Raw genomic sequence first — 22123 nt, 5'->3', positions numbered from 1 at the left:
CGTCGGAAAGCGTCATTCCCTGGATCGGAGAATGCGTTGCATTTAGTCACTCCGCGCGCACAGTTACCTCTTTAGGCTGGCGCATCCCCAATATGCACGCCACGTCGCCATGACCGAATTACTTGATCACTACGACGACGTCTCTTGCGACGCAGCTCGATTGACATCGCCTTTTATCGCCGGTCATCTCATCCAGGCCCGGGGCAGTGCGCTCGTCGATGTGTGCCCGACCTTGCGCACGTCGCGCCATCGTTCGCCGCGCGCCATGGCATCGGACGCATGAGCAGCGATCACGTTGCGCTGCTGCTCGCCGCGGGTGCAGGACGTCGGCTAGGGCGTTCCAAACAATTGCTGTTGCGCGACGGCGAACCGTTGTTGCGGCGCTTCGCACGCATCGCGCTACAGACGGCGCCGCGCCGCTGCGTGGTGGTGCTGGGCGCCGATGCCGACGCATTGAGCGAGGTCCTGCAAGGTCTGGAGGTGGAAGTGCTACGTCATGCCGACTGGGCGGCCGGCATGGGCTCCAGCCTGGCGGCGCTGCGCCAGCATGTGCAGGACGATACGTCGCTGAGGCGCAGCCTGATCCTGGGCTGCGACCAGCCCGCGCTGGATACGCCGCATCTGCGCGCCTTGCTGGAAGAAGCGGACCGGGCCGCATCCGGATGCGCCACCAGCGGGTACGCCGGTGTGCGTGGTATCCCGGCGGTGGTCACCCATGCGGCCTGGGCCGACGTGCCGCTCCACGGCGACAGCGGCCTGCGCGGCTTGTTCGCCGGCCTGGACGTGCAGAGCTTGGGTTGCGTCAGCGCTCCGGCGCTCGCGCTGGACGTGGACACGCCCGCCGACCTGGCCGCAGCGCAACAGCGTGGCTGGGTGGATGCGGATTGAGACACCGTGACGGGTGCTTGACGCGCTATCCGGCAGCCTGGGGGCTAGGTTGTCTCACGACCACAGCACGAGCGCTTCCCTGATCACCAGGACATAGCCCACCACCATCGCGGTCTTGACCGGAAACTGGAACTTCCTGAGCAGATGCATGCGACCCCTCCCCCGAGGCATCTTCAAGAGCGACGAATTCCCCCGCGCCGTCTGCGCTCGTTGACGGCCAGCCGCGACGTCTGGTCGCCGCTCGAGCGCGAATTTAGCGCCAGCTTCGATCGGTGTCACGTAAGAATTTTCCTACCTTCATGCCAGTGTCCGCCCGACGGCGTTGGCATTAGCAAAAAGACATGCTGGCTATGCCGGACGCGGGGCCCTAGGCCACTCTCCCGCGGCCCCTTGAGTAAGGGCGCGCCGGCATCCCGAACGGGACCCCGGCACTCCCATCGCTGGTGGGCTGCGCCATTGCGCGCTGCCCACTTCCGTCGTTGTACCGCTGCATCTGCCGGCCGGAGGCCCTGATGGACGAGTCCCGTTATGTTGTGCGTATTCATCCCGAACAGGGCGGTTGGTGGGTGACCCGGCCGCAGTGGTCGCCGCTGCGTTATCTGCGCGAGCAGGGCGCGCTGGAAAATGCCGAATTGATGGCCAAGCTGCATTGCATGACCACCGGTCAGCCCAGCGGCGTGGTGTTGAAGACCGCCGAAGGCGAGCGCGTGGTGCGTCGCTACGGCTGACCGAGCCGGCCGCTTGCAGGAAGCGCAAGGGAGACGCTGACGATCCGGCCGGGCAGGGTGGCCGACCACATGCACTCGGCAACCCTAGCGCAGTGCGCCAGCCGGCGGCCTTGCAGTCACGCCGGGAGTCGCCTGCGGATCCAGTCGACTGGACACGACCGATCGGCCATTCTTGCTGCGATCCGCACCTTGGCGGCCCCTGTCGAGAATGTCGCCCCTAGTGAATGCCGCCGGTTCTGCCTTGATCCAAAACGATATCGTGGTCTTCGGCCTGATCGCCGCCACGCTGGGAGCGGTGTTCTGGACCTCCTCGCGCGAGCGGGGGGTCTGGCGACGCTTCTACGCCGTGGTGCCGGCGCTGCTGCTGTGTTACCTGCTGCCGGGCATCTACAACACCGTCGGCCTGATCGACGGTGCCAATACCCGCCTGTACAACCCGATCGCGCGCGACGTGCTGTTGCCGGCCGCGCTGATCCTGCTCACGCTGAGCATCGACCTGCGCGCCATCCTGGGGCTGGGGCCCAAGCTGGTCGCCATGTACCTGGGTTCGTCACTGAGCATCATGCTGGGCGCGGTGGTGGCGTTCTGGGTGATGCGATGGCTGCACCCGGCGACCGTCGCCGGCGACACCTGGGCGGGCATGGCGGCACTGGCGGGCAGCTGGATCGGCGGTGGGGCCAACATGCTGGCGATGCGCGAGGTGTTCGATGTGGATGCCACCACCTTCGGGCAGTTTGCAGTGGTGGATGTGGGCGTCGGTTATGTGTGGATGGCGGCGCTGATCTTCCTGGCCGGGCGCGCGCGCAGCATTGATGCGCGCAGCGGCGCCGATACCCGCGCGCTGGATGCGCTGCAGGAGCGCATGGCGCGGTTCCAGGCCGAACACGCGCGCATTCCCAGCCTGGCCGACCTGATGGTGATCGTGGCGGTGGCGTTCGGCGGGGTCGGGCTGGCGCACGCGCTGGCCAGTCCGCTGGCTGCGTGGTGCAAGGCCAAGCTGCGCTGGTCCAGCCAGTTCAGCCTGGACACGCCGTTCGTGTGGGTGGTGGTGCTGGCAACCAGCATCGGCTTGCTGCTGAGCTTCACCCGCGCGCGCACGCTGGAAGGGGCCGGGGCCTCCAAGGTCGGTTCACTGCTGCTGTATTTCCTGATCGCCTGCATCGGCATGCAGATGGATCTGCTGGCGCTGCTGGACCGGCCCTGGCTGTTCCTGCTCGGGCTGATCTGGATCGCGGTGCATATCGGGTTGCTGTGGGGCCTGGGCCGCCTGTTGCGGGTGCCATTCTTCTATTTCGCGATCGGCTCGCAATCCAATATCGGTGGGCCGGCCTCGGCACCGGTGGTGGCCGCCGCGTTCCACCCGGCCCTGGCCCCGGTCGGCGTGCTGCTGGGCACGATGGGCTACGCCACCGGCACCTATCTGGCCTATCTGGTCGGCATCACCTTGCGCGCGATGGCGGGAGCGGGCTGACCGACCGTCGCACGGTCGGGGGGCGTCGTCGTCGGGAAGGTGTGGCAGGACGTGCCGGGGGCGCGGTATCACGCATTGCCGCAGTGCCGGCTGCACCGGCTGTATCCCTTCGACGAGCACTTGGAGCTGTCGTCAGCCACCTCGAGGCGGGCGCTGGCCAGCGCCAGTGCCCGGTCATGATTACTGCTGAAGGCCGCGCCGCTGCGCTTCCTGCTGCGTGCTTTGCTGCGACTGCTGCTGATTGTGCTGCTGCAGCTGATCGACATTGCCGTGCGCCGGCTCGTTGGCCGCCGAGGCAGTCTGCACATGGCTACGCAGATGCGCCGGGTCGTCCATCCGGCCTTGCACCGCAATCAGGCTGTCGCCGTCGCGGTTGGGCACCAGGTGGTCGATCCGCTGCAGGCCGTCGCTGCTCGCACGCGCGGCCACGCTGGCGGCGGTGTTGAGAAACGCGGTGTCGTCACGCAGGCCCAGGCGTTCGCGCTGGCCGTCGAGGCGCACCACCGCGTCGTTGAACAACTGGCTGCCTGCACCTTGCGCCTGCCCGGGCGATTGCATCTCCTGTGCCTTCATCACCGAGTCCATGCCGTGCAGGTCCAGGCGATGCTTCAACATCATGCCCGGCACCAGGCGTCTCCCGAACGACAATGGGTCCGGTTCCGGCAGCTCGATCTGATGCCCGGCCGCATTGGGCATCGCCCACTTCAGCGGAATGCTGTCTTCCTGCAGATGGGTGAGGATCTCGTTCTTGACGTGGTAGCCGCGGATCAACTCGCTGCTGGCGTAGTCCTTGGCTGCCGAGGCATCCAGGCCCTGGCGTTCCAGCGTGCGGTCGTTGACGCCGGCGGCGTTGTAGGTCACGGCGGGGATGTCGTTGACCATCGCCGACGCGGCCGCCAGGCCGCCGCCGAGCGAATGCCCCGAGATCACCACCTGGTCGCCGAACGCCTGCTTGGCCTGGCTGCCGAGCTGGATGGCAGACGCGTATTGCGCGTCGTCGAAGCCCAGGCCCTGGCCAAGATTGTGCTTCCAGTCCTTGCCTTCGTCGGTGCCGCAGAAGCCGAGTACCACCTGGCCCTGTTCGTTGCGGTAGAACGCGGCATCGAAGCCGCTCTTGGCATCGTGCAGCAGGCCGGGGTCGATGCCCGCCCGTTGCAGCGTGCTGTCGTCCATGCGCGTCCAGCCGTTGGGCAGCGGCGCAAAGGTTTCGGCGCCGCCTTCGCGTCGCTGCGAGGCAGTGGCATAGAGGTCTTGCAGCAGCGCGGGGAACTGGCGGTCTTCCGGCTGCGGTTGCTGTCCACGCATCGACTCAGCGAATGGGGTGGACGAGGAATTTGACGGGCTCATGCGCGGCTCCTTGCGTTCGTCGTGCGAAAAGCCCGCTTAGCGGCTGCTTTCCACGGGAATGTTGTGGGCGCTCAACCACGCGCGCACGTCCGACCTGGCTTGCTGGCCGGCGGCATTGAGCAGGCGGTCCGGGGTGGTGAAGAAATACGCCTGGAAGGTCTTCTGTTGCGCGTTGCGCAGCGTGGGATCCACCCCGGCCTCGAGCAATTGCAGCACTGCCGGGCTTGCCGCGCCGCTTTGTGCGGCCAGGTGCAGCACGCTGTTGCCGGTATTGTCGACGCGCTGTAGATCGGCGCCTGCTTCGATCAACAACGCGATCTGCGCATCGCGCTTGCTCTGCACGGCGCGGAACAACGGCGTCCACCCGGCGCGCGCGCTGACCACATCGACCGGCGCCTTGTGCTGCAAAAGGATGTTCAGATATTCCGCATCCTTCGCCATGGCCGCCATATGCACGACCGTTTCCTGGTCCATGCCCGGCAACGACGGATCTGCGCCGGCATCGAGCAATGCCGCAAGGGCACGGGGTTGTTCGTTCCAGATCGCCCACTCGAGCAAGGTGACGTTCTGGTCGCCGTGTGCGGCGAGATCGACTGTCGGTGCGAGTGTGCGGATTCGGGCGACATCACCGTGCGCGATGGCGTTGGCGATATCGGTCAGGCCGGGGTCGCGGAAGGCGACGGTGTGGTCCTGCAGCGTAGCTGACATGGTGGTTTGCTCCTTGGCACCGGGCGAGGCGGTGCATGAGACCGCGAAAAACGAGGTCGCAAGAACGAGCAGGGTGGGGAATCGCGTCTGCATCGAAATCTCCTTCTCCTGATCGCATTCCTGGTGGCACTGCGGTGTGTCCTTCCGCAGCCGGGCCGATCCTACCAGCTGCCTGGACGACGCGCGGTAAGATTTTGTGACATGCCGGCGCCGCAGGTTTCGCTTGTTGAGGCCGTTTGTCGTCGTGGTATCTGCATGTCGCCGATGCATCACGACGAGTCTCACGCGCGCATGCACTCCGCCACAGCCAACGGTCACAACGCGGCCGGCATAATGGTGCTTTGCGAGCAGATGGGTGCAATGGTCTACGAATTACTGATCAGCGATTGCGATGGCGTGCTTGTCGACAGCGAAATATTGGCCGACCGGGTGATGCGCGAGGCGCTGGCGACCTTCGTGCCGGCCGAGGCGTTGGAGCAACTGCTCGGCACAACGTTCGGGCAGACCACGCGCGAGGTATTGCTACGCGTGCAGGAACACTTCGCAGTAAGGCTGCCGGAGACCTTGCTGGCACAGATCCAGGCGCGCAGCGAAGCCTTGATCAAGGCCGAGGTACAGCCGATTGCCGGCGTGCGTGACGCGTTGGAGCAGATTCCGTTGCCGCTGGCGGTGGCTTCCAACAGCCGCCGCCACAATGTGATTGCCTCGGTCGAGCGGGTAGGGCTCACCGCACGCGCGGCGGGGCACATCTTCAGTGCCGACATGGTGGAGCGGCCCAAGCCGGCGCCGGATGTCTATCTGTTGGCCGCACGCACCCTGGGCGTTGCGCCGGAGCGCTGCCTGGTGATCGAAGACAGCCCCACCGGTGCGACTGCCGCATTGGCGGCCGGCATGCAGGTGCTGGGGTTTACCGGCGCCAGCCATATTCCGCAGGGCCACGCCGACACCCTGCGTCGCATCGGTGTGCTGGCGGTGTTCGACGATATGCGCGAGCTGCCTGCGTTGTTCGAGCGGCTGGCGCAAAAACGCGCTGGCTGAGGGCTGCCGGCAGGACGTCTTGGACGCAGTGTCGATGGTGGCGCAATCGCAGCCCTCCCGTTCTGCAACCGACTGGGCCGGACCGTGCAATCGACCTGCAATGACAGAGGGGTGGTGAGACGCTGGTCGACGCACACCGATCCGACCAATGCACCTCATGCACTGCTTGCAACCACGCACACCGACTCTCTCGACTGGTCCTTGCCCGGCCACCGTCGCGGGACCTGACGCGGCATGGATGCCGCGTAAGAGCCTACACGGACGTACTTGCGGCGTGTCCTGCGACGGTGGGCGGGCAAGGGCCTTGCAGCCAAGTCGCAGACACACCGCTCTACAACTGATCTATCCGCAAAGCCGCAGATCAGCTGCTCTGCCTTGCGGCGTGTCCCGCGAGGGTGGGCGGGCAAGGGCCCTGCAGCCAAGCCACAGACACACGCTCTACAACTGATCCATCCGCAAAGCCGCAGATCAGCCGCTCTACCTTGCGATATGTCCCGCGATGGTGAGCGGGCAAGAATCCTGTCGCCAACCCCAAGCCATCAACGCAACAGGGCGCGATGCGAATCGCGCCCTGTTGCGTTCCGACTCGCCACCTATCCGATCATCCGGTCAGCAGCAGCGAAACCCGCTCTTGCCGCCGTAACGCGCGTCCTGGCGCTCGCGGAAGAAGGTGGGGTAGTCCATCACCGGTTTGTCGGGGTGTTTTTCCAGCATGTGGCGCACGTAGTTGTCGTAATCGGGAATGCCGCAGCACAGGCGTGCGGTCTGGATCAGGCGCCGCCAGATGCGGCGATGCACCTGGTATTGGCTGGCGAGAACGAGTTGGGTGCCCATTACAGATCCGCCATCTGGTGTGGCTGCAAGGCCACGTACGGGGTTTCGCGGTCGCTACGTTGCGGATTGCGGCGCGCAATCACGATGGTCTTGATTGCGTAGATCAGGATCGAACCCACCACGAACAGGAACAGCACGGTCAGCCCGGTATTGACGTAGGCATTGGTGACGATCTGCTGCATCTGCGCCACCGTCTTGGCCGGCGCGGTGATGGTGTTGCTGGCGATGGCGTCCTGGTACTTGTGCGCCTGCGCCAGGAAGCCCTGCGCCGGGTTGCTGTCGAAGATCTTGATCAGCCCCGCATAGGTGGTGCAGATCAGCAGCCACACCGCCGGCACCAGGGTGACCCAGGCGTAACGGTCGCGCTTCATCTTGAACAGCACCACCGTGCCCAGCATCAGTGCGATCCCGGCCAGCATCTGGTTGGAGATGCCGAACAACGGCCACAGGGTCTGGATGCCGCCGAATGGGTCGATCACGCCGGTGTACAGCAGGTAGCCCCACAACGCCACGCAACCGGCGGTGGCGATGATGTTGGCCGCCCACGATTCGGTCTTCTTCAGCGCCGGGATGAAGTTGCCCAGCAGGTCCTGCAGCATGAAGCGGCCCGCACGCGTCCCCGCATCCACGGCGGTCAGGATGAACAGTGCTTCGAACAGGATCGCGAAGTGGTACCAGAATGCCATGGTGTCTTCGCCCGGCAGCAGCTGGTGCAGGATCTGCGCGATGCCCACCGCCAGGGTGGGCGCACCACCGGCGCGTGCCAGGATGCTGTGCTCGCCGATGTCGCGCGCCGTGGCTTCCAGCACCTCCGGCGTGATCGCAAAGCCCCATTCGGACACCTTGGCCGCCACCGCCACCGTGTCGCTGCCGACCAGCGAAGCGGGGCTGTTCATGGCGAAGTAGATGCCCGGCTCGATGATCGATGCGGCCACCAGCGCCATCACCGCCACGAACGATTCCATCAACATGCCGCCGTAGCCGATGTAGCGCATGTGGCCTTCATTGGCGAGCAGCTTGGGGGTGGTGCCCGAGGCAATCAGCGCATGGAAACCGGAAACCGCGCCGCAGGCGATGGTGATGAACAGGAACGGGAAGATGCCGCCCTTCCAGACCGGGCCGTCGCCGGTGGAAGCGAACTGGGTCAGTGCCGGCATCTTCAGATCCGGCATGACCACCAGGATGCCGATCGCCAGCGCCAGGATCGTGCCGATCTTGAGGAAGGTGGACAGGTAATCGCGCGGCGCCAGCAGCAGCCATACCGGCAACACCGACGCCACGAAGCCGTAGCCGATCAGCATCCAGGTGATCTGCTTGGCGGTGAAGGTGAATGCCGGGCCCCAGCTCGGATCCGCTGCGACCTTGCCGCCCAGCCAGATCGCGCCCAGCAGCAGGATCAGGCCGACCACCGAGATCTCGCCGATCTTGCCGACCCGGATGTAGCGCATGTACACGCCCATCATCAGCGCGATCGGCATTGTGGCGATGACGGTGAACATGCCCCACGGACTTTCCGCCAGCGCCTTGACCACCACCATCGCCAGCACCGCCAGGATGATGATCATGATCAGGAAGGCGCCGAACAAGGCGATGGTGCCGGGCACCTGGCCCATTTCCTCGCGCACCAGATCGCCCAGCGAGCGGCCGTTGCGGCGGCTGGACAGGAACAGCACCACGAAGTCCTGCACCGCGCCGGCGAACACCACGCCGACCACCAGCCACAGCAGGCCGGGCAGGTAGCCCATCTGTGCGGCAAGCACCGGGCCGACCAGGGGCCCGGCACCGGCGATCGCGGCGAAATGATGGCCGAACAGCACGTGCTTGTTGGTGGGCACGTAGTCCAGGCCGTCGTTGTTGGCCACCGCGGGCGTGGCGCGGGTGACGTCCAGCTGCATCACCTTGTCGGCGATGAACAGGCTGTAGAACCGGTAGGCGATCAGATAGATCGACACCGCCGCCACCACGATCCACAACGCGTTGATGTGTTCGCCACGGCGTAGCGCCACGGTGCCCAGACAGAACGCGGCCAGCAGCGCCAGCGCGCCCCAGGCCAGCTTCGAGAACCCTTTCATGCATGCCCCTCAGGAACGATTCACCCAAGGGTCACCCTCTGCCCGCCCGGGGTCAATGGTGCCGTTCCGGGCCGGGGTAAAACTTTAGTTGTAGAGCGTCTTGGCGCCGCCTGCCGGATCGCGCGGCGGCGCCGGCGGGTTTTGGAACGATCGGTTGCGCCGGTCGCGGTTGGGCCGCGTGCCGGCTGCATCCATTATTCGAGCCAGTCATTCACGCAGGGAGAGGTCGATGAGCACCACCACCACCGCAGCGGCGCACGTGCTGCGCACCATCCGTGGCATGCCCGCCTCCGACGGCGCCGGAGTCAAGCTGACCCGCGTGATCGGCACCCAGCAGCTGCCGGACCTGGACCCGTTCCTGATGCTGGACGAGTTCGGCACCGACAAGGCCGAAGACTATCTGGCCGGGTTTCCCAGCCATCCGCACCGCGGCTTCGAGACGGTGACCTACATGCTCGACGGGCGCATGCGCCACAAGGACAACCACGGCAACGAGGGCCTGCTGACCCCGGGCAGCGTGCAGTGGATGACCGCCGGGCGCGGGTTGATCCATTCGGAAATGCCCGAGCAGGAATCCGGGCGCATGCGCGGCTTCCAGCTGTGGGTGAACCTGCCGGCGCGCGACAAGATGACCGACCCCAAATACCAGGAGTACGCCCCGGAACGCATTCCGGTCGCCCAGCCGGCACCTGGCGTCACGGTCAAGGTGATCGCCGGCGCAGTGGGCCAGGTGCGTGGCCCGATCGTGCAACCGGCCACCGAACCGGTGTACCTGGATATCGCACTGGCACCGGATGCGGCCTGGGACTATGTGCTGCCCAGCGGCCATAACGCGTTTGCCTATGCGTTCGAAGGCGCGGTGACGGTAGGCGAGAGCGATGCCGCGCGTGCGCTGCCGGCGCAGGAACTGGCGGTGCTCGGCGGCGGCGAGCGCTTGACGCTACGGGCCGGTGCGCACGGTGCGCAGCTGATCCTGGTGGCGGGCCGCCCGCTCAACGAGCCGGTGATGCGGCACGGCCCGTTCGTGATGAACACCAAGCAGGAATTGATGCAGGCCTTCGTCGATTTCCAGGAAGGCCGGTTTTGAGCCGGCGCGCTGCAGCTACCGTGGGGTTAGCGGCATGAGTGACCGGCCCGTCAGTGTCAGCACCGGCGCGGTGCCGTACACCGTGAGCATCCATGATGGTCGGCACAGCTGGAGCGGCGACACCCAGCCGGCCAATGGCGGCGCCGACGCTGGGCCGGATCCGGAGTCGCAGGTGTTGGGTGCCCTGGGTGCCTGCACCGCGATCACGGTGTCGATGGTGGCCGCGCGCAAGCAGTGGCCGTTGACGGCGGTGCATGTGCATCTGCATTACATCCAGCGCGGCGCTGCGGGCACGCGGATCACACGGCAGGTCGAACTGGAAGGCGCGCTGGACGCTGCGCAGCGTGCACGCCTGCTGGAGGTGGCCGACAAGTGCCCGATCCATCGCCTGCTCACCGGCGAGGTGCGGATCGAGACGGCATTGCAGGGCGACGGCGACGCGTCAGCTGCGGCGGCGGGCGTTTGAAAGCGCAGGCGAGCCGCATGCGGGTGCTCCGCCGGCTCGCCTGAAAGAACGCGTCAGGCGAGCCGGCCCTGGCGCGTCACGACCGCTTGCCTCAGCGCTGCAGTGCCAGGCTGGCCGGCTGCAGGTCCATGTTCTGCACCAGCGACTGCATCGAGGCCAGTTCCTCGCTGTTGGCGCCGTCGATCCATAGCTGCGCGTAGCGCTTCTTGCCCAGCTCGACCACGGTGACGCGGCGCGACTCCATGCCCGGCAGCTCGCGGCCGCCCAGGTCGAGCTTGTACCAGTAGAAATCCTCCTGCTGGATCTGGCCTTTCTCCGCGCGGCGGTCGCGCGCCAGCGTCATCGCCGGGTCGCGGGTGGTCAGCATCACCCCGACGACCTGGCGACCGTCGGCGGTCATGGCCTTGCAGACCAGATAGTCCGCGCCTGCAAGCTCGCTCCACTGCAGCCCGGAGGCTGGCGGCAGCGGCGGGCAGACCGGTGAGGTTTGGGCGTGAACGGTGGCGGCGGCCAGCAACAGGCTCAGGCCGACAAGACAGGATGCGGACTTCATTCAAGTGTTCCCCGGCGTTGGATGTCTGCGCAGGGACAGCGTCGTCGCGCGTGTCGCCGCATCAGCCTGTGCGCTCCCCGCCCGGCTGTGCCCGCACGCAACCTGTCCCCAACCTATGCGGACATCACTACCACAGGTGTGGCTGCAAGCTCAAGCGCAATTCGCAGGCCGGGCTGCAATCGGTCGTGCGCACCGGCACTCCCGTTTCGAGACCTGGGTGGGTTGCGCGGCGCTCGCGCGGCAGCCTGCGGTCAGGGGTAGTTGACCGGTTTGGGCGCCGGGGTTTCCGGCAGCGGAATGAATTCCTTGTCGTCGCCGGGAATGCTGCCGAAGCGACCGGCCTGCCAGTCGTCCTTGGCCTGCTCGATACGCTCCTTGGAGCTGGAGACGAAGTTCCACCACAGGTGGCGCGGGCCATCCAGCGGCTCGCCGCCGAGCAGCATCGCCTTCAGCGGCGTCCTGGCGCGCAGGCGCCCGCGGCTGCCGGGCGAGGGCACGATCAGGTGGCGCGCGGGCACGTCGGCGCCATCCAGCTGCGCCTCGCCTTCCAGGATGTAGAGCGCACGTTCGGCATGGCCGGTGTCCAGGTCGATCTCCGCGTCCGGCTGCAGATCCAGCGCGACATTGAGCGTGCCGCTGAACACCTGCACCGGCGATTCCTCGCCGTACGCACGACCGGCGATCACGCGCAGCCACACGCCATCGCGGCGTTGCTGCGGCAGGCTGGCGGCGGCGTGGTGATGGAAGGCGGGCGCGGTTTCCTCGGCCGAGCGCGGCAGTGCGATCCAGGTCTGCATGCCGTGCAGCGCATGCGTGCGGGCGCGCTCGGGGCCGGGCGTGCGCTCGGAGTGGGCGATACCGCGGCCGGCGGTCATCCAGTTGACGTCGCCGGGGCGGATCACCTGGTCCGAGCCCAAGGTGTCGCGGTGGCCGATCTCGCCGGACCACAGGAAGGTGACCGTGGCCAGGCCGATATGCGGATGCGGACGCACGTCGATGCCGTGATCCGGCTCCAGCACCGCCGGGCCCATGTGGTCGACGAACACGAACGGGCCGACGCTGCGCGCCTGCAGCGTGGGCACGGCGCGGCGGACTTCCAGCCCGCCGATGTCGTGCACGCGGGGAGCGATCAAGGTGGTCATGGCGGCGGCTCGCGGTGGCTGGAGTGGTCGCCAGCTTTGCATGCGCGCACGCGGCCGGGCGAGCGCTCCACCAAGACAGATCGTCCCGGAGGCAGTGTCACGTACGAGGCGGGCGACGTGTTTTCAAGGGCGAGCGGCGCATGCCGCGCGATGGCAGTCGAGCCGCGTGCAGCGATGTGCTGCATTGATGGGAGGAATGAAATCTTTCGCGACGATGACGTGCCTTGTCGCAGCAAGCATCATCGCTCGATTGCGGAAGAGTTCGCGCCGGTATCGCTAGCACCGATGCGCGCCCTGCCTGAATGCCGCGCACTGGAACGTCGTTGCATGGCGCGCTGGCGGCCAGCGCGGGCGCGCCGAGCTCGTTCGTCGTGGACGACGGCTGCAGGCACGCAGCAGGTCGATCGCGATTGACTGCCGCGCGCTAGAACAGTTGTGCGGGCGCCGCGGTGTCCATGGCGATTTCGCCACGCCGCGAGGCCAGCCGATCGGCCAGGCGCGTGGGCTCGGGCAGGCGATAGGCGCGCAGGGTACGCAGCGTCCAGTCGAGCGCGCCCTGCATCGAGACGCGATGGCCCGGCGAGACGATCAGCGGATTGCAGCGCAGCTTGCTGCGCAACGCCCAGCCGATCTGCGTGCCGCCCAGCAGGATCGGGCTGTGGTCGCCGCGCTCGGGTCCCGGCTCGACGAAGCTGCCTGCCAGGCGTTGCTTGGCCACGCCGATGCTGGGCAAGCCGGTCACCACGCCAAAGTGCGCGGCGATGCCGAGCTTGCGCGGATGCGCGATGCCCTGGCCGTCGATGAAGACCAGATCGGGCGGGCGCGAGAGCAGCGCCAGCGCCTGCAGCAAGGCCGGCAGCTCGCGAAAGCTGAGCAGCCCCGGTACGTAGGGCATCGAGGTGGGCACGCGCGCGACATGCGTTTCCAGCGGCATCAGCGTGTCTGCATCCAGCAGCACCGCGGCTGCGCGTGTGGTCTGGCCGTCGTCTTCGAAGCCGACGTCGAAGCCGGCGAGCAGCTGCGGTGTTGCGCCGGCCTGGTCCTGCAGCACCACGCGGTGTGCCAGTTGCTGTTGCAACTGTCGCGCCTGGATGACGCTGCCATCCCAACCGGCAAAGACGGGATCGATCGTTTGCATGGCTGCAGCATCGCGCGCCGGGCGTGGCGGTGTCGTGCACGCCTGCGATGCGCTGGCTGCCGTTACAATCGCAGGCTGATCGGCCCCCAATCGGAGAACCGTAGTGACCCGCAAACTCGTACTGCTGCGCCATGGCCAGAGCCAATGGAACCTGGACAACCGTTTCACCGGCTGGGTGGATGTGGAACTCACCGAGCAAGGCCGCCAGGAAGCCGCTGCGGCCGGCAAGCTGATGAAGGACGAAGGCCTGCAGTTCGATGTGGCGCACACCTCGGTGCTCAAGCGCGCCATCCACACGCTACAGGGCGCGTTGAAGGAACTCGACCAGGACTGGTTGCCGGTGTCCAAGAGCTGGCGCCTCAACGAGCGCCACTACGGCGGCCTGCAGGGGCTGGACAAGGCCGAGACGGCAGCCAAGCACGGCGAAGAACAGGTCAAGATCTGGCGCCGTTCCTACGACATCCCGCCGCCGGCGATGGACGTCAACGACCCGGGGCATCCGTGTCACGACCGTCGCTACGCCACGCTGGACCGCAACGCGTTGCCGGGTACCGAGTCGCTGGCGACCACGCTGGTGCGCGTGCTGCCGTACTGGCACGACGCGATCGCACCGCAGTTGAAGGCCGGGCAGACCGTGCTGGTGACCGCGCACGGCAACTCGCTGCGCGCGCTGTACAAATACCTCAACGATGTCTCCAACGAGCAGATCCTGGAACTCAACATCCCGACCGGCATCCCGTTGCTGTTCGAGCTGGACGACAACCTGCAGGTGCAAAGCTTCCGCTATCTGGGCGACCCGGAAGCGGCCAAGCGTGCCGCCGAAGCGGTGGCCAACCAGGGCAAGGCGAAGTAATCGCCGCATCCGCCGGCTGCGCTGCGTGCATGGCGCGCAGCGTGGCGTGGGTTTCGCAATGCGCGTTTGAACGAGGCGTGCGGGTTTGACACGCAGGCGGCGCCTGTTCGCGGATCGAACGGGTACCGCAGGGCAGCATGCGTGTGTTTTTGCAGGGGAGACATGATGTCCAGCAAGCGTAATAGGCAACAGATGAGTGCCACCTACTGCCGCGCATATTTGGTCACGTTGGGTTTGCTGTTGGCTGGTGGCAGCGCTGCGTTTGCGGTGCTGGCCTGGGGCAGCGTGTCCGCCTCGGCGATCGGCGTGGCGCTGCTGATCTGCGTCATGGGTGTGGCGCTGCTGATGTTCGGTTTCCTGGGGCCGTCGCGGCAGATGGAATCCTGGGCGGAGGCAGCGTCCGGGCATGAGGTCGCGCTGGTGCTGATGGCGCTGGCGTATCCGGTGTATCTGTTGATGGCGCCGGTGTACGCACGCAAATGATGGCAGTCGATGGCGCGCTGCTGCGCCGGACTGCTGGGTGGTTTCCGCGGCGGTAGATGGCGCTGGCACGCGCGTGCCCAGCTGACGCGCAGTGTCTTGTCGGTCGTTGTGCGTTCTTCGATAAGGCGCGGCACCGGACGTCAGGGCGTTGCGGTGCCGTTGCGATGATGGTGTGGTTGGTGTGTCTGCGCTGATTGCCTACTTTTTTGACTGCGTCCGACGCGGTCGTCTGCCTTGGAGAATGGAAAGATGTTGAGCAAATTCGCGCCACTGTCGCTTGCGGTGGCCATCGCGGTGACGCTCTCGGCGTGTGGCAGTTCCGACGACAGCGCCAAGCCGGCACCGGCCGCAACGCCGGCTGCGCCGACCAGGGTGGATGTGTCCAAGCTCGATGCACCGATCGTGGCCTTCGGCGTCAACGACCTGGATCCGGCCATCAACGCGTGCCAGGATCTCAACGGCTTCGTCAACGCCAAGTGGCTCAAGGCCAATCCGGTGCCATCGGACCGCACCAGCTGGGGCAGTTTCGAAGTGCTGGCCGAGCGTTCGCTGACCATCCAGCACGCGCTGGTGGAGCAACTGGCGCGCGGCAACCTGTCGGCCGGCTCGGTGGATGCGAAGATCGCCGACCTGTGGCGCACCGGCTCGGACGAAGCGGCGATCGACAAGGCCGGCATCACGCCGCTGCAGCCGCAGCTGAAGGCGATCGATGCGCTGACCGATGCGCCGTCCATCGCCGCGTGGTTGCGCGACAGCTATGCCAAGGGCCAGGGCTTCGTGTTCTCGTTCGGCGCCAATGCCGACTACAAGAATTCCGAACAGATGATCGCCTACGCGGGCCAGGGCGGTCTGGGACTGCCGGAAAAGGGCTATTACACCGATCCGGCGCAGGCCAAGATCCGTGAGCAGTACGTGGCCTACATCGCGCGCGTGCTGGAATTGTCCGGCGTTGCGCCAGCGCAGGCGGCAACCCAGGCCAAGGCGGTGATGGCGTTCGAAACGCGCCTGGCCAATGCCTCGCTGTCGCGCATCGAACTGCGCGACCCGGCCAAGCGCTACAACCCGGTCGATGTGGCCGGCGCCAATGCGGTCACGCCGCATTTCGACTGGCAGGCGTTCTTCAGCGCGCTCAAGGTGCCGGCCGGGACCTTCTCGCTGAGCCAGCCGGGTTACTTCGCCGAGCTCGATGCGATGCTGGCCGACACGCCGGTGGACACCTGGAAGGCCTACCTGCGTTTCCACAGCGTGGATGAGGCAGCGCCGTATCTGGCCAAACCGTTCGAGCAGGCCAATTTCGATTTCTATGCCAAGACGCTGCGTGGCCAGCAGGACATGCTGCCGCGCTGGAAGCGCACCTTGAACGCGGTCAACGAGGCGATGGGCGAGGCCCTGGGCCAGTTGTACGTGCAGTCCGCGTTCCCGGCCGAGTCCAAGCAGCAGATGCAGCAGCTGGTGCAGAACCTCTCGGCGGCGCTGAAGGCGCGGCTGGAAAAGCTCGACTGGATGAGCGCGGAAACCAGGCAGCGCGCGCTGGAGAAGTGGGCCAGCTTCACGCCCAAGATCGGCTACCCGGACCAATGGCGCGACTGGTCGGGCCTGGAAACCCGCGGCGATGGCTTCCTGGCCAACATGCAGGCCGCGCAGGCATTCAACTACCGCTACATGCTGGACAAGATCGGCAAGCCGGTCGACAAGCGCGAGTGGCATATGACCCCGCAGACGGTCAATGCGTACTACAACGCCACGCGCAACGAGATCGTGTTTCCGGCGGCGATCCTGCAGCCGCCATTCTTCGATCCCAAGGCCGACCCGGCGTTGAACTACGGCGGTATCGGCGCGGTGATCGGGCACGAGATGATGCATGGCTATGACGACTCGGGCAGCCAGTTCGATGCCAAGGGCAACTTCGATACCTGGTGGACCGATGCGGACCGCAAGCTGTTCACCCAGCGCACCGATCAGCTGGTGGCGCAGTTCGACGGCTATGAGGCGATTCCCGGCGTACATGTCAAAGGCAAGCTGACCCTGGGCGAGAACATCGGCGACCTGGGCGGTCTCACTGTGGCCTACGACGCGCTGCAGATGGCGTTGCAGGAACAACCCGACGCCGGCAAGGATATCGACGGTTATACCCAGGACCAGCGCTTCTTCATGAACTGGGCCACGGTGTGGCGCCGCAACTTCACCGACGGCGAACTGCGCGTGCGCCTGAACACCGATCCGCATGCGCCGGCCAATTTCCGCGCCAATGGCGCGCCGTCGAACATGCCGGCATTCGCGCAGGCATTCCAGTGCAAGCCCGGCGATGCGATGGTGCGTGGGGACAAGCAACGCGTTGCGATCTGGTGATCGGCGCAACTGCAGCACGCGCGGTTGCGACCGCGCGTGCTGCAGTTGCCGCGTTTTTAGCGGCTTTGTAGAGCCTGCTTGCGGCTGCGTCTGCACATCGGGCTGCCTGTGCAGCGTCTAGACTGCTGCGCTCCGACCGGCAGGGAGCGGCAGTGACAAGGCGAAAGATCTTCAAGGCGATCGCGATCGGTGTGCTGATCCTGGTGCTGGGCAGCGTGCTGTCGTTGTACGGCTACGGGCGCTTTGCCGATCGTCAACGCGGTGCGGTGAGCCATGCGCTGCCTGCCACGGCGATCGCCACGCCGATCGATCAGGTCGTCGCGCCGCTGCAGCAGGCACATGCCGGCCAGACCGGCATGGTGATCCTGCCCGACAATGTCGACGCGTTTGCGGTGCGCGCGCTCACCGCGCGTGCGGCCGGGCGCAGCCTGGATCTGCAGTACTACATCTGGCATGCGGACTTCACCGGCAACCTGCTGCACAACGAGCTGCTGCACGCGGCCGATCGCGGCGTGCGCGTGCGCCTGCTGCTGGACGACATGAACATCCACGGCAGCGATTCGGTGCTGGCGGCGCTGGACAGCCACCCGCTGATCGAGATCCGGCTGTTCAATCCCACCCGTGCGCGCGAAGGCACGCTGATGCGCGGCGTGGAGATGGTGCTGCGCATGTTCAGCATCAATCGGCGCATGCATAACAAGGCCTGGATTGCCGATGGCCGGATGGCGGTGGTGGGTGGCCGCAATGTCGGCGACGAGTATTTCGATGCGGCGCGCGACACCAATTTCATGGACATGGATGCGGCATTGATGGGGCCGGCCGTGGGCCAGGCCGAGCAGGTCTTCGATGCGTACTGGAACAGCCCCAACGCCTTGCCGCTGGACGCGCTGGTGACCGCACGGCCGCAGGCACTGGATGCGTTGCGCGGCAGTCTGGACGCCGGCCTGGCATCGGCACGCGCGCATCCCTACGTGGAGCGGCTGCGCCAGTCGCCGAGCGTGCAGGCCCTGACGCAGGGCCAGCGCCAGGTGTACTGGCTGGAGCAGGCGCGCATCGTCTCCGACCCGCCGGAAAAGGCCGAAGGCGCACCACCGCAGGCGGACTGGATGACGCCAATCCTGATCGGCGAGATGGCGCGTGCGCAGCGCGAGCTGAAGGTGATCTCGCCGTACTTCGTGCCGGGCGAGGAAGGCATGCGCTGGATCGGCCAGTTGCGCCGGCGCAATGTGCGCGTCAGCGTGTTGACCAATTCGCTGGTGGCAAACGACGTGGTTGCCGTCCACAGCGGCTACGCCGATTACCGCGTGCCCTTGCTCACCCAGGGCGTGCGCCTGTACGAGCTCAAGCCGATGGGCAAGCCGGACGGCAGCCTGTTCGGGTCCAGCGGGGCCAGCCTGCACACCAAGGCCTTCGTGGTGGACGACGGCAGCGGCTTCATCGGCTCGTTCAATCTGGATCCGCGCTCGATGAACCTCAATACCGAGATGGGCCTGCTGTTCAACGATCGCGCAGTGGCCGCGCAACTGGAACAGGTCTACAACCGCAAGATCGGTGCGCCGGTGAGTTACCGCGTGACCCTGGAGCACGGCGAGTTGCGCTGGCACGACGATGCGGCGCAACCGCCCGAGGTGTGGTCGCAGGAGCCGGCAGCCAGTGTGTGGCGGCGTGGCGCGGCGACGGTGATGGGCTGGTTGCCGCTGGAATCGCAGTTGTAGTTGCGCTGCGCGCGCGTGCAGTGCGCTACTGCAGCTGTGTCACGATCTCGCGCGCCATCGCGCCCAGCGGCAGGATGCGGTCGGCGCCGCCGCGTTTGATCGCTTCCTTCGGCATGCCGAATACGATGCTGGTGTGCTCGTCCTGCGCCACCGTGCGCGCGCCGGCCTGACGCATTTCCAGCAGCCCGGCGGCGCCGTCGTCGCCCATGCCGGTCATGATGATGCCCAGCGCATTGCTGCCGGCCGCACGTGCGGCCGAGCGGAACAGCACATCCACCGACGGGCGATGCCGGTTGACCGGCGGGCCTTCCATCACTTCGACAAAGTACTGCGCGCCACTGCGGCGCAGCAGCAGATGCTTGCCGCCGGGCGCGATCAGTGCGCGGCCCGGCATCACCCGGTCGTTGTTGGCCGCTTCCTTCACTGCGATCTGGCACAGGCCGTTGAGGCGCGCCGCGAAGGCGGCGGTGAATTTCTCCGGCATGTGCTGCACGATCACGATGCCGGGGCAGACGCGCGGCAAGGCGGTCAGCACTTCTTCCAGCGCCTGGGTACCGCCGGTGGAGGTGCCGATGGCGACGATGCGTTCGGTGGTCTGCGCCAGCGCGCGCCCGCTTTGCGCCGGCAGGATCACATCGGCGGTGTGCTTGACCTCCGCTTCCAGCGGCGCTGCGGCAACCCGCGCGGCCAGCCGTTTGACGTTGGCGCGTGCGGCGCTGCGCACCGTATTGACCAGTTCCTCGGCCGAGTCGGTGAGGAACTGCTTGAGCCCCAGCCGCGGCTTGGTCACCACGGCCACCGCGCCGGCGGCCAGGGCATCCATGGTGACGCGTGCGCCTTTTTCGGTGAGCGTCGAACAGATCACCACCGGGGTGGGGCGCTCGCTCATGATCTTGCGCAGGAAGGTGATGCCGTCCATGCGCGGCATTTCCACGTCCAGCACGATCACGTCCGGCCATTGCTTGCGCATCTTCTCGATCGCCAGCAACGGGTCGGCCGCGGTGGCGATGACCTCGATGTCGGCCGCGTCGTTGAGTACGCCCACCAGCACCTGGCGCACCACCGCCGAGTCGTCGACGACCATGGCCTTGATGGGACTGGGGCTGGCGGCAGGGCGGTTGAGGGCTATCGACACGGCGGATCCTTGGCTCAGGCCTTGCGGAAGATCGAGGGTGCCACCTGGACCAGATCGATGTCGAGTTCGCTCAGGCTTTCCGAATGACCGATGCAGAAATATCCGCCCGACTTGAGGTTGGACAGCACGCGCAGGATGACCTCGCGCTTGGTCTGGCCATTGAAATAGATCATCACATTGCGCAGGAAGATCGCATCGAAGCTGCCCAGCATCGGCAGGGCCGTGTTGAGGTTGGCATGCACGAACTTGACCCGGTCGCGCAGGCGGCGCTCCACCAGCAAGGTACCGTCGTACTCGCCCTGACCACGCAGGCAATAGCGCTTGAGATACGCCTGCGGAATGCCGTCGATACGTTGCAGCGCGTAGTGCCCGGTGCGCGCCTTGGCCAGCACGCGGGTACTGATGTCGCTGCCGACCACTTCGAACGGCCGCCCCTGCAAGGCGTCGTCCAGCACCATTGCCATGCTGTAGGCCTCCTCGCCGCTGGAGCTGGCCGCGCTCCAGCAGCGGAACGGCAGGCCGCCGCGATGTTCGCCGGCCAGCTTGCGCAGCAGCTCGAAGTGCTTGGGCTCGCGGAAGAAGTAGGTCTCGTTGGTGGTCAGCAGATCGATCGCGGTCTGGATCTCGGCGCGGTCCTGGCGGCTTTCCAGCAACTGCAGGTACTGCGTGTAATTGCTGAACTGGTGTTCGCGCAGGCGCTTGCCCAGGCGGCCGCACAACATGGCCTTCTTGCCCGAGGAAATGCTGATGCCGGCCGCTTCGAAGATGAAGCGCTGGAAGCGGCCGAATTCCTGTTCGGTGATGGCGGTGGCCGTGCTCATGTCAGGCGACATCCGCATCGCTGGGCAGTGCGTTGCCGCACAGGCGGGCGATGCGCACGGCGTGTTCGCGCCACCATTCCGACAGCATCGGCCCGGGCATCGGCGAGCCCATCAGGTAGCCTTGCGCCAGGTCGCAGCCCAGCTCGCGCAGCAGGCGCCAGTCGTCCGGGGTTTCCACCCCTTCGGCCACGGCGGTGAGGTCGAGCCGGTGCGCCAGTTCCAGCGTGGATTCGAGTACGGTGCGCTGGCTGCGGCTGCGATGGGCGGCATGCACGAAGCTGCGATCGAGCTTGAGTTCGGTGAAGGGAATGCTGGCCAGGCGCTGCAGCGAGGAAAACCCCGTGCCGTAGTCGTCGATCGACAGGCCGAAGCCATGCAGGCGCAGGCGCGCCAGCATGCTCAGGGCATTGGCTGGCTCGACGATGGCGCTTTCGGTGAGTTCCAGCACCAGATCGGCAGGGCTCAGGCCGTTGTCGCCCAGCTTGCCGCATAGCTGTTCGAGAAAGCCCTGCTCGCTGAGCAGGTTGGGCGACAGGTTCAAGGCCAGGCTCAGCTCGAAGCCTTCTGCGCGCCAGTCCACCAGTTGCGCAACCGCCAGGTCGATCACCTGCTGGGTCAAGGCATGGATCAGGCCTTCGCGTTCGGCCAGCGGAATGAAGCGCTCCGGCCCGATCATGTCGCCTTGCGGGCGGCGCCAGCGCGCGAGTGCTTCCACACCGCGCAGGCGGCCATCCCTGAGATCGAGTTTGGGTTGGTAGGCCACGCGGATTTCGCCGCGGCGCATGGCCCGGTCCAGCCGCGATGCCGCCGCGCCACCGCTGGACATCAGCGGCGATATCGCCGGCTGTGCAAACGCAGGCGCGTTCGTGGCCAGCCCCGGTTCGCACTCCAGCACATTGGCCAGGTCCTGCAGATGCATCGGCTTTTCGATGCCGCCGAGCACGCGCACCCCGGCGCTGCGGCTGAGCTGCATGACCGCATCGATCAGGGCGCCGCCGCGCTGCGAGACCACCACCACCGGCACGCTGTACTTGCCGCGTGCCAGCGCATCGAGCAGCTGCACGCCGTCCATGCCCGGCATTTCCAGATCGATCAGCAGCAGCGATGGTGAAATCGCACTGCCGAGCCAGGCCAGCGCGGCGTGGCCGTCGACCGCGCCATCGACCGCGACGGCGCCGAGCTGGCGGCACAGCGCCATCGCGTGTTCGCGCTGGACCACGCTGTCGTCGACGACCAACACGGGGCCGTCCAGCGCGCAGCTGCAGGAGAGAAGGGTGGGGCGCATGGGAGTCCTT

At 66.5% G+C, this 22123-nt stretch carries 20 protein-coding genes; 10 read left to right on the top strand and 10 right to left on the bottom strand.

Going from position 1 to position 22123, the window contains the following annotated elements; all coding sequences use genetic code 11:
* Window positions 1-279 precede the first annotated feature (279 nt).
* The 3 genes from AC06DU_RS14090 to AC06DU_RS14080 all read left to right on the top strand — a co-directional run bounded on the left by AC06DU_RS14090 (window position 280) and on the right by AC06DU_RS14080 (window position 3087).
* Window positions 280-888, top strand: coding sequence for a nucleotidyltransferase family protein (locus AC06DU_RS14090; RefSeq protein ID WP_167763945.1), 609 nt, complete (start codon window positions 280-282; stop codon window positions 886-888).
* A 512-nt stretch (window positions 889-1400) separates the two neighbouring features.
* Window positions 1401-1616 carry a hypothetical protein gene (locus AC06DU_RS14085; protein ID WP_024939372.1) on the top strand — a complete coding sequence of 72 codons (216 nt, stop codon included), beginning with the start codon at window positions 1401-1403 and terminating at the stop codon, window positions 1614-1616.
* Window positions 1617-1836: 220 nt separating this feature from the next.
* The gene (locus tag AC06DU_RS14080; RefSeq protein ID WP_478204424.1) at window positions 1837-3087 is read left to right on the top strand and encodes a DUF819 family protein; all 1251 of its coding nucleotides are present in this window, start codon (window positions 1837-1839) and stop codon (window positions 3085-3087) included.
* A 180-nt stretch (window positions 3088-3267) separates the two neighbouring features.
* Here the strand turns inward: AC06DU_RS14080 and AC06DU_RS14075 are convergent, their stop codons facing one another.
* Both AC06DU_RS14075 and AC06DU_RS14070 read right to left on the bottom strand, forming a co-directional pair.
* The gene (locus AC06DU_RS14075) at window positions 3268-4434 is read right to left on the bottom strand and encodes a Tle-like phospholipase domain-containing protein (RefSeq protein ID WP_154832369.1); all 1167 of its coding nucleotides are present in this window, start codon (window positions 4432-4434) and stop codon (window positions 3268-3270) included.
* Between the two features lie 36 nt (window positions 4435-4470).
* On the bottom strand, window positions 4471-5235 hold the full coding sequence (locus tag AC06DU_RS14070) for an ankyrin repeat domain-containing protein (protein ID WP_164739558.1): 765 nt from the start codon (window positions 5233-5235) through the stop codon (window positions 4471-4473).
* A gap of 240 nt (window positions 5236-5475) precedes the next feature.
* Between AC06DU_RS14070 and AC06DU_RS14065 the strand changes: the two genes are divergently transcribed.
* A complete protein-coding gene (locus AC06DU_RS14065; RefSeq protein WP_184614032.1) occupies window positions 5476-6180 on the top strand; it encodes an HAD family hydrolase in 705 nt (234 codons plus the stop codon).
* A 609-nt stretch (window positions 6181-6789) separates the two neighbouring features.
* Here the strand turns inward: AC06DU_RS14065 and AC06DU_RS14060 are convergent.
* Window positions 6790-7014, bottom strand: a complete 225-nt coding sequence (locus AC06DU_RS14060) for a YbdD/YjiX family protein (protein ID WP_016904074.1) — start codon at window positions 7012-7014, stop codon at window positions 6790-6792.
* On the bottom strand, window positions 7014-9086 hold the full coding sequence (locus AC06DU_RS14055; RefSeq protein WP_054592997.1) for a carbon starvation CstA family protein: 2073 nt from the start codon (window positions 9084-9086) through the stop codon (window positions 7014-7016). Before AC06DU_RS14055 ends, AC06DU_RS14060 begins: the two co-directional genes overlap by 1 nt.
* A gap of 229 nt (window positions 9087-9315) precedes the next feature.
* Between AC06DU_RS14055 and AC06DU_RS14050 the strand changes: the two genes are divergently transcribed.
* Both AC06DU_RS14050 and AC06DU_RS14045 read left to right on the top strand, forming a co-directional pair.
* Window positions 9316-10173 carry a pirin family protein gene (locus AC06DU_RS14050; RefSeq protein ID WP_434981911.1) on the top strand — a complete coding sequence of 286 codons (858 nt, stop codon included), beginning with the start codon at window positions 9316-9318 and terminating at the stop codon, window positions 10171-10173.
* A gap of 34 nt (window positions 10174-10207) precedes the next feature.
* On the top strand, window positions 10208-10639 hold the full coding sequence (locus tag AC06DU_RS14045; protein WP_478202670.1) for an OsmC family protein: 432 nt from the start codon (window positions 10208-10210) through the stop codon (window positions 10637-10639).
* A gap of 91 nt (window positions 10640-10730) precedes the next feature.
* On the opposite strand, the gene AC06DU_RS14040 is transcribed toward AC06DU_RS14045, so the two are convergent.
* The 3 genes from AC06DU_RS14040 to nfi all read right to left on the bottom strand — a co-directional run bounded on the left by AC06DU_RS14040 (window position 10731) and on the right by nfi (window position 13472).
* Complete coding sequence (locus AC06DU_RS14040) at window positions 10731-11192, bottom strand: hypothetical protein (RefSeq protein WP_047124809.1); 462 nt, start codon at window positions 11190-11192, stop codon at window positions 10731-10733.
* Window positions 11193-11443: 251 nt separating this feature from the next.
* Window positions 11444-12334 carry a pirin family protein gene (locus AC06DU_RS14035; protein ID WP_039519908.1) on the bottom strand — a complete coding sequence of 297 codons (891 nt, stop codon included), beginning with the start codon at window positions 12332-12334 and terminating at the stop codon, window positions 11444-11446.
* 424 nt (window positions 12335-12758) lie between these two features.
* The gene (gene nfi / locus AC06DU_RS14030; RefSeq protein WP_478202669.1) at window positions 12759-13472 is read right to left on the bottom strand and encodes a deoxyribonuclease V; all 714 of its coding nucleotides are present in this window, start codon (window positions 13470-13472) and stop codon (window positions 12759-12761) included.
* 103 nt (window positions 13473-13575) lie between these two features.
* Here nfi and gpmA point away from each other — a divergent pair, with 103 nt between their 5' ends.
* From gpmA to AC06DU_RS14010, 4 genes are all read left to right on the top strand, one after another.
* Entirely contained in the window at window positions 13576-14325 is a 750-nt protein-coding gene (gpmA, locus tag AC06DU_RS14025; RefSeq protein ID WP_016904068.1) for a 2,3-diphosphoglycerate-dependent phosphoglycerate mutase, read from the top strand.
* A gap of 165 nt (window positions 14326-14490) precedes the next feature.
* Window positions 14491-14808, top strand: a complete 318-nt coding sequence (locus tag AC06DU_RS14020) for a hypothetical protein (protein WP_054593000.1) — start codon at window positions 14491-14493, stop codon at window positions 14806-14808.
* Between the two features lie 249 nt (window positions 14809-15057).
* On the top strand, window positions 15058-17157 hold the full coding sequence (locus AC06DU_RS14015; protein ID WP_478202668.1) for a M13 family metallopeptidase: 2100 nt from the start codon (window positions 15058-15060) through the stop codon (window positions 17155-17157).
* A gap of 152 nt (window positions 17158-17309) precedes the next feature.
* Window positions 17310-18872: a phospholipase D family protein gene (locus AC06DU_RS14010; RefSeq protein ID WP_478202667.1), complete on the top strand. Its 1563-nt coding sequence runs from the start codon at window positions 17310-17312 to the stop codon at window positions 18870-18872.
* Between the two features lie 25 nt (window positions 18873-18897).
* Here the strand turns inward: AC06DU_RS14010 and AC06DU_RS14005 are convergent, their stop codons facing one another.
* Genes AC06DU_RS14005 through AC06DU_RS13995 form a run of 3 tightly spaced genes read right to left on the bottom strand, consistent with a single transcriptional unit; the run spans window position 18898 to window position 22113 of the window.
* Complete coding sequence (locus AC06DU_RS14005) at window positions 18898-20025, bottom strand: protein-glutamate methylesterase/protein-glutamine glutaminase (RefSeq protein WP_026064711.1); 1128 nt, start codon at window positions 20023-20025, stop codon at window positions 18898-18900.
* Entirely contained in the window at window positions 20022-20828 is an 807-nt protein-coding gene (locus AC06DU_RS14000) for a CheR family methyltransferase (protein WP_016904063.1), read from the bottom strand. The genes AC06DU_RS14005 and AC06DU_RS14000 overlap by 4 nt, the downstream gene beginning before the upstream one ends.
* Before the next feature lies 1 nt (window position 20829).
* A complete protein-coding gene (locus AC06DU_RS13995) occupies window positions 20830-22113 on the bottom strand; it encodes an EAL domain-containing response regulator (protein WP_046343551.1) in 1284 nt (427 codons plus the stop codon).
* Window positions 22114-22123: the final 10 nt, after the last annotated feature.

This window comes from Xanthomonas sp. NCPPB 3200, from assembly GCF_056393585.1.
The sequence above is the reverse complement of the archived record's forward strand: the minus strand, read 5'-3'. Positions and strand labels throughout refer to the sequence as shown.

Excerpts from the sequence above, each read along its gene's own strand:
- AC06DU_RS14090 (WP_167763945.1), top strand. The coding sequence starts at position 280 with ATGAGCAGCGATCACGTTGCGCTGCTGCTCGCCGCGGGTGCAGGACGT.
- AC06DU_RS14085 (WP_024939372.1), top strand. The coding sequence starts at position 1,401 with ATGGACGAGTCCCGTTATGTTGTGCGTATTCATCCCGAACAGGGCGGT.
- AC06DU_RS14075 (WP_154832369.1), bottom strand. The coding sequence starts at position 4,434 with ATGAGCCCGTCAAATTCCTCGTCCACCCCATTCGCTGAGTCGATGCGT.
- AC06DU_RS14070 (WP_164739558.1), bottom strand. The coding sequence starts at position 5,235 with ATGCAGACGCGATTCCCCACCCTGCTCGTTCTTGCGACCTCGTTTTTC.
- AC06DU_RS14065 (WP_184614032.1), top strand. The coding sequence starts at position 5,476 with ATGGTGCTTTGCGAGCAGATGGGTGCAATGGTCTACGAATTACTGATC.
- AC06DU_RS14060 (WP_016904074.1), bottom strand. The coding sequence starts at position 7,014 with ATGGGCACCCAACTCGTTCTCGCCAGCCAATACCAGGTGCATCGCCGC.
- AC06DU_RS14055 (WP_054592997.1), bottom strand. The coding sequence starts at position 9,086 with ATGAAAGGGTTCTCGAAGCTGGCCTGGGGCGCGCTGGCGCTGCTGGCC.
- AC06DU_RS14050 (WP_434981911.1), top strand. The coding sequence starts at position 9,316 with ATGAGCACCACCACCACCGCAGCGGCGCACGTGCTGCGCACCATCCGT.
- AC06DU_RS14045 (WP_478202670.1), top strand. The coding sequence starts at position 10,208 with ATGAGTGACCGGCCCGTCAGTGTCAGCACCGGCGCGGTGCCGTACACC.
- AC06DU_RS14040 (WP_047124809.1), bottom strand. The coding sequence starts at position 11,192 with ATGAAGTCCGCATCCTGTCTTGTCGGCCTGAGCCTGTTGCTGGCCGCC.
- AC06DU_RS14035 (WP_039519908.1), bottom strand. The coding sequence starts at position 12,334 with ATGACCACCTTGATCGCTCCCCGCGTGCACGACATCGGCGGGCTGGAA.
- nfi (WP_478202669.1), bottom strand. The coding sequence starts at position 13,472 with ATGCAAACGATCGATCCCGTCTTTGCCGGTTGGGATGGCAGCGTCATC.
- AC06DU_RS14020 (WP_054593000.1), top strand. The coding sequence starts at position 14,491 with ATGTCCAGCAAGCGTAATAGGCAACAGATGAGTGCCACCTACTGCCGC.
- AC06DU_RS14015 (WP_478202668.1), top strand. The coding sequence starts at position 15,058 with ATGTTGAGCAAATTCGCGCCACTGTCGCTTGCGGTGGCCATCGCGGTG.
- AC06DU_RS14000 (WP_016904063.1), bottom strand. The coding sequence starts at position 20,828 with ATGAGCACGGCCACCGCCATCACCGAACAGGAATTCGGCCGCTTCCAG.
- AC06DU_RS13995 (WP_046343551.1), bottom strand. The coding sequence starts at position 22,113 with ATGCGCCCCACCCTTCTCTCCTGCAGCTGCGCGCTGGACGGCCCCGTG.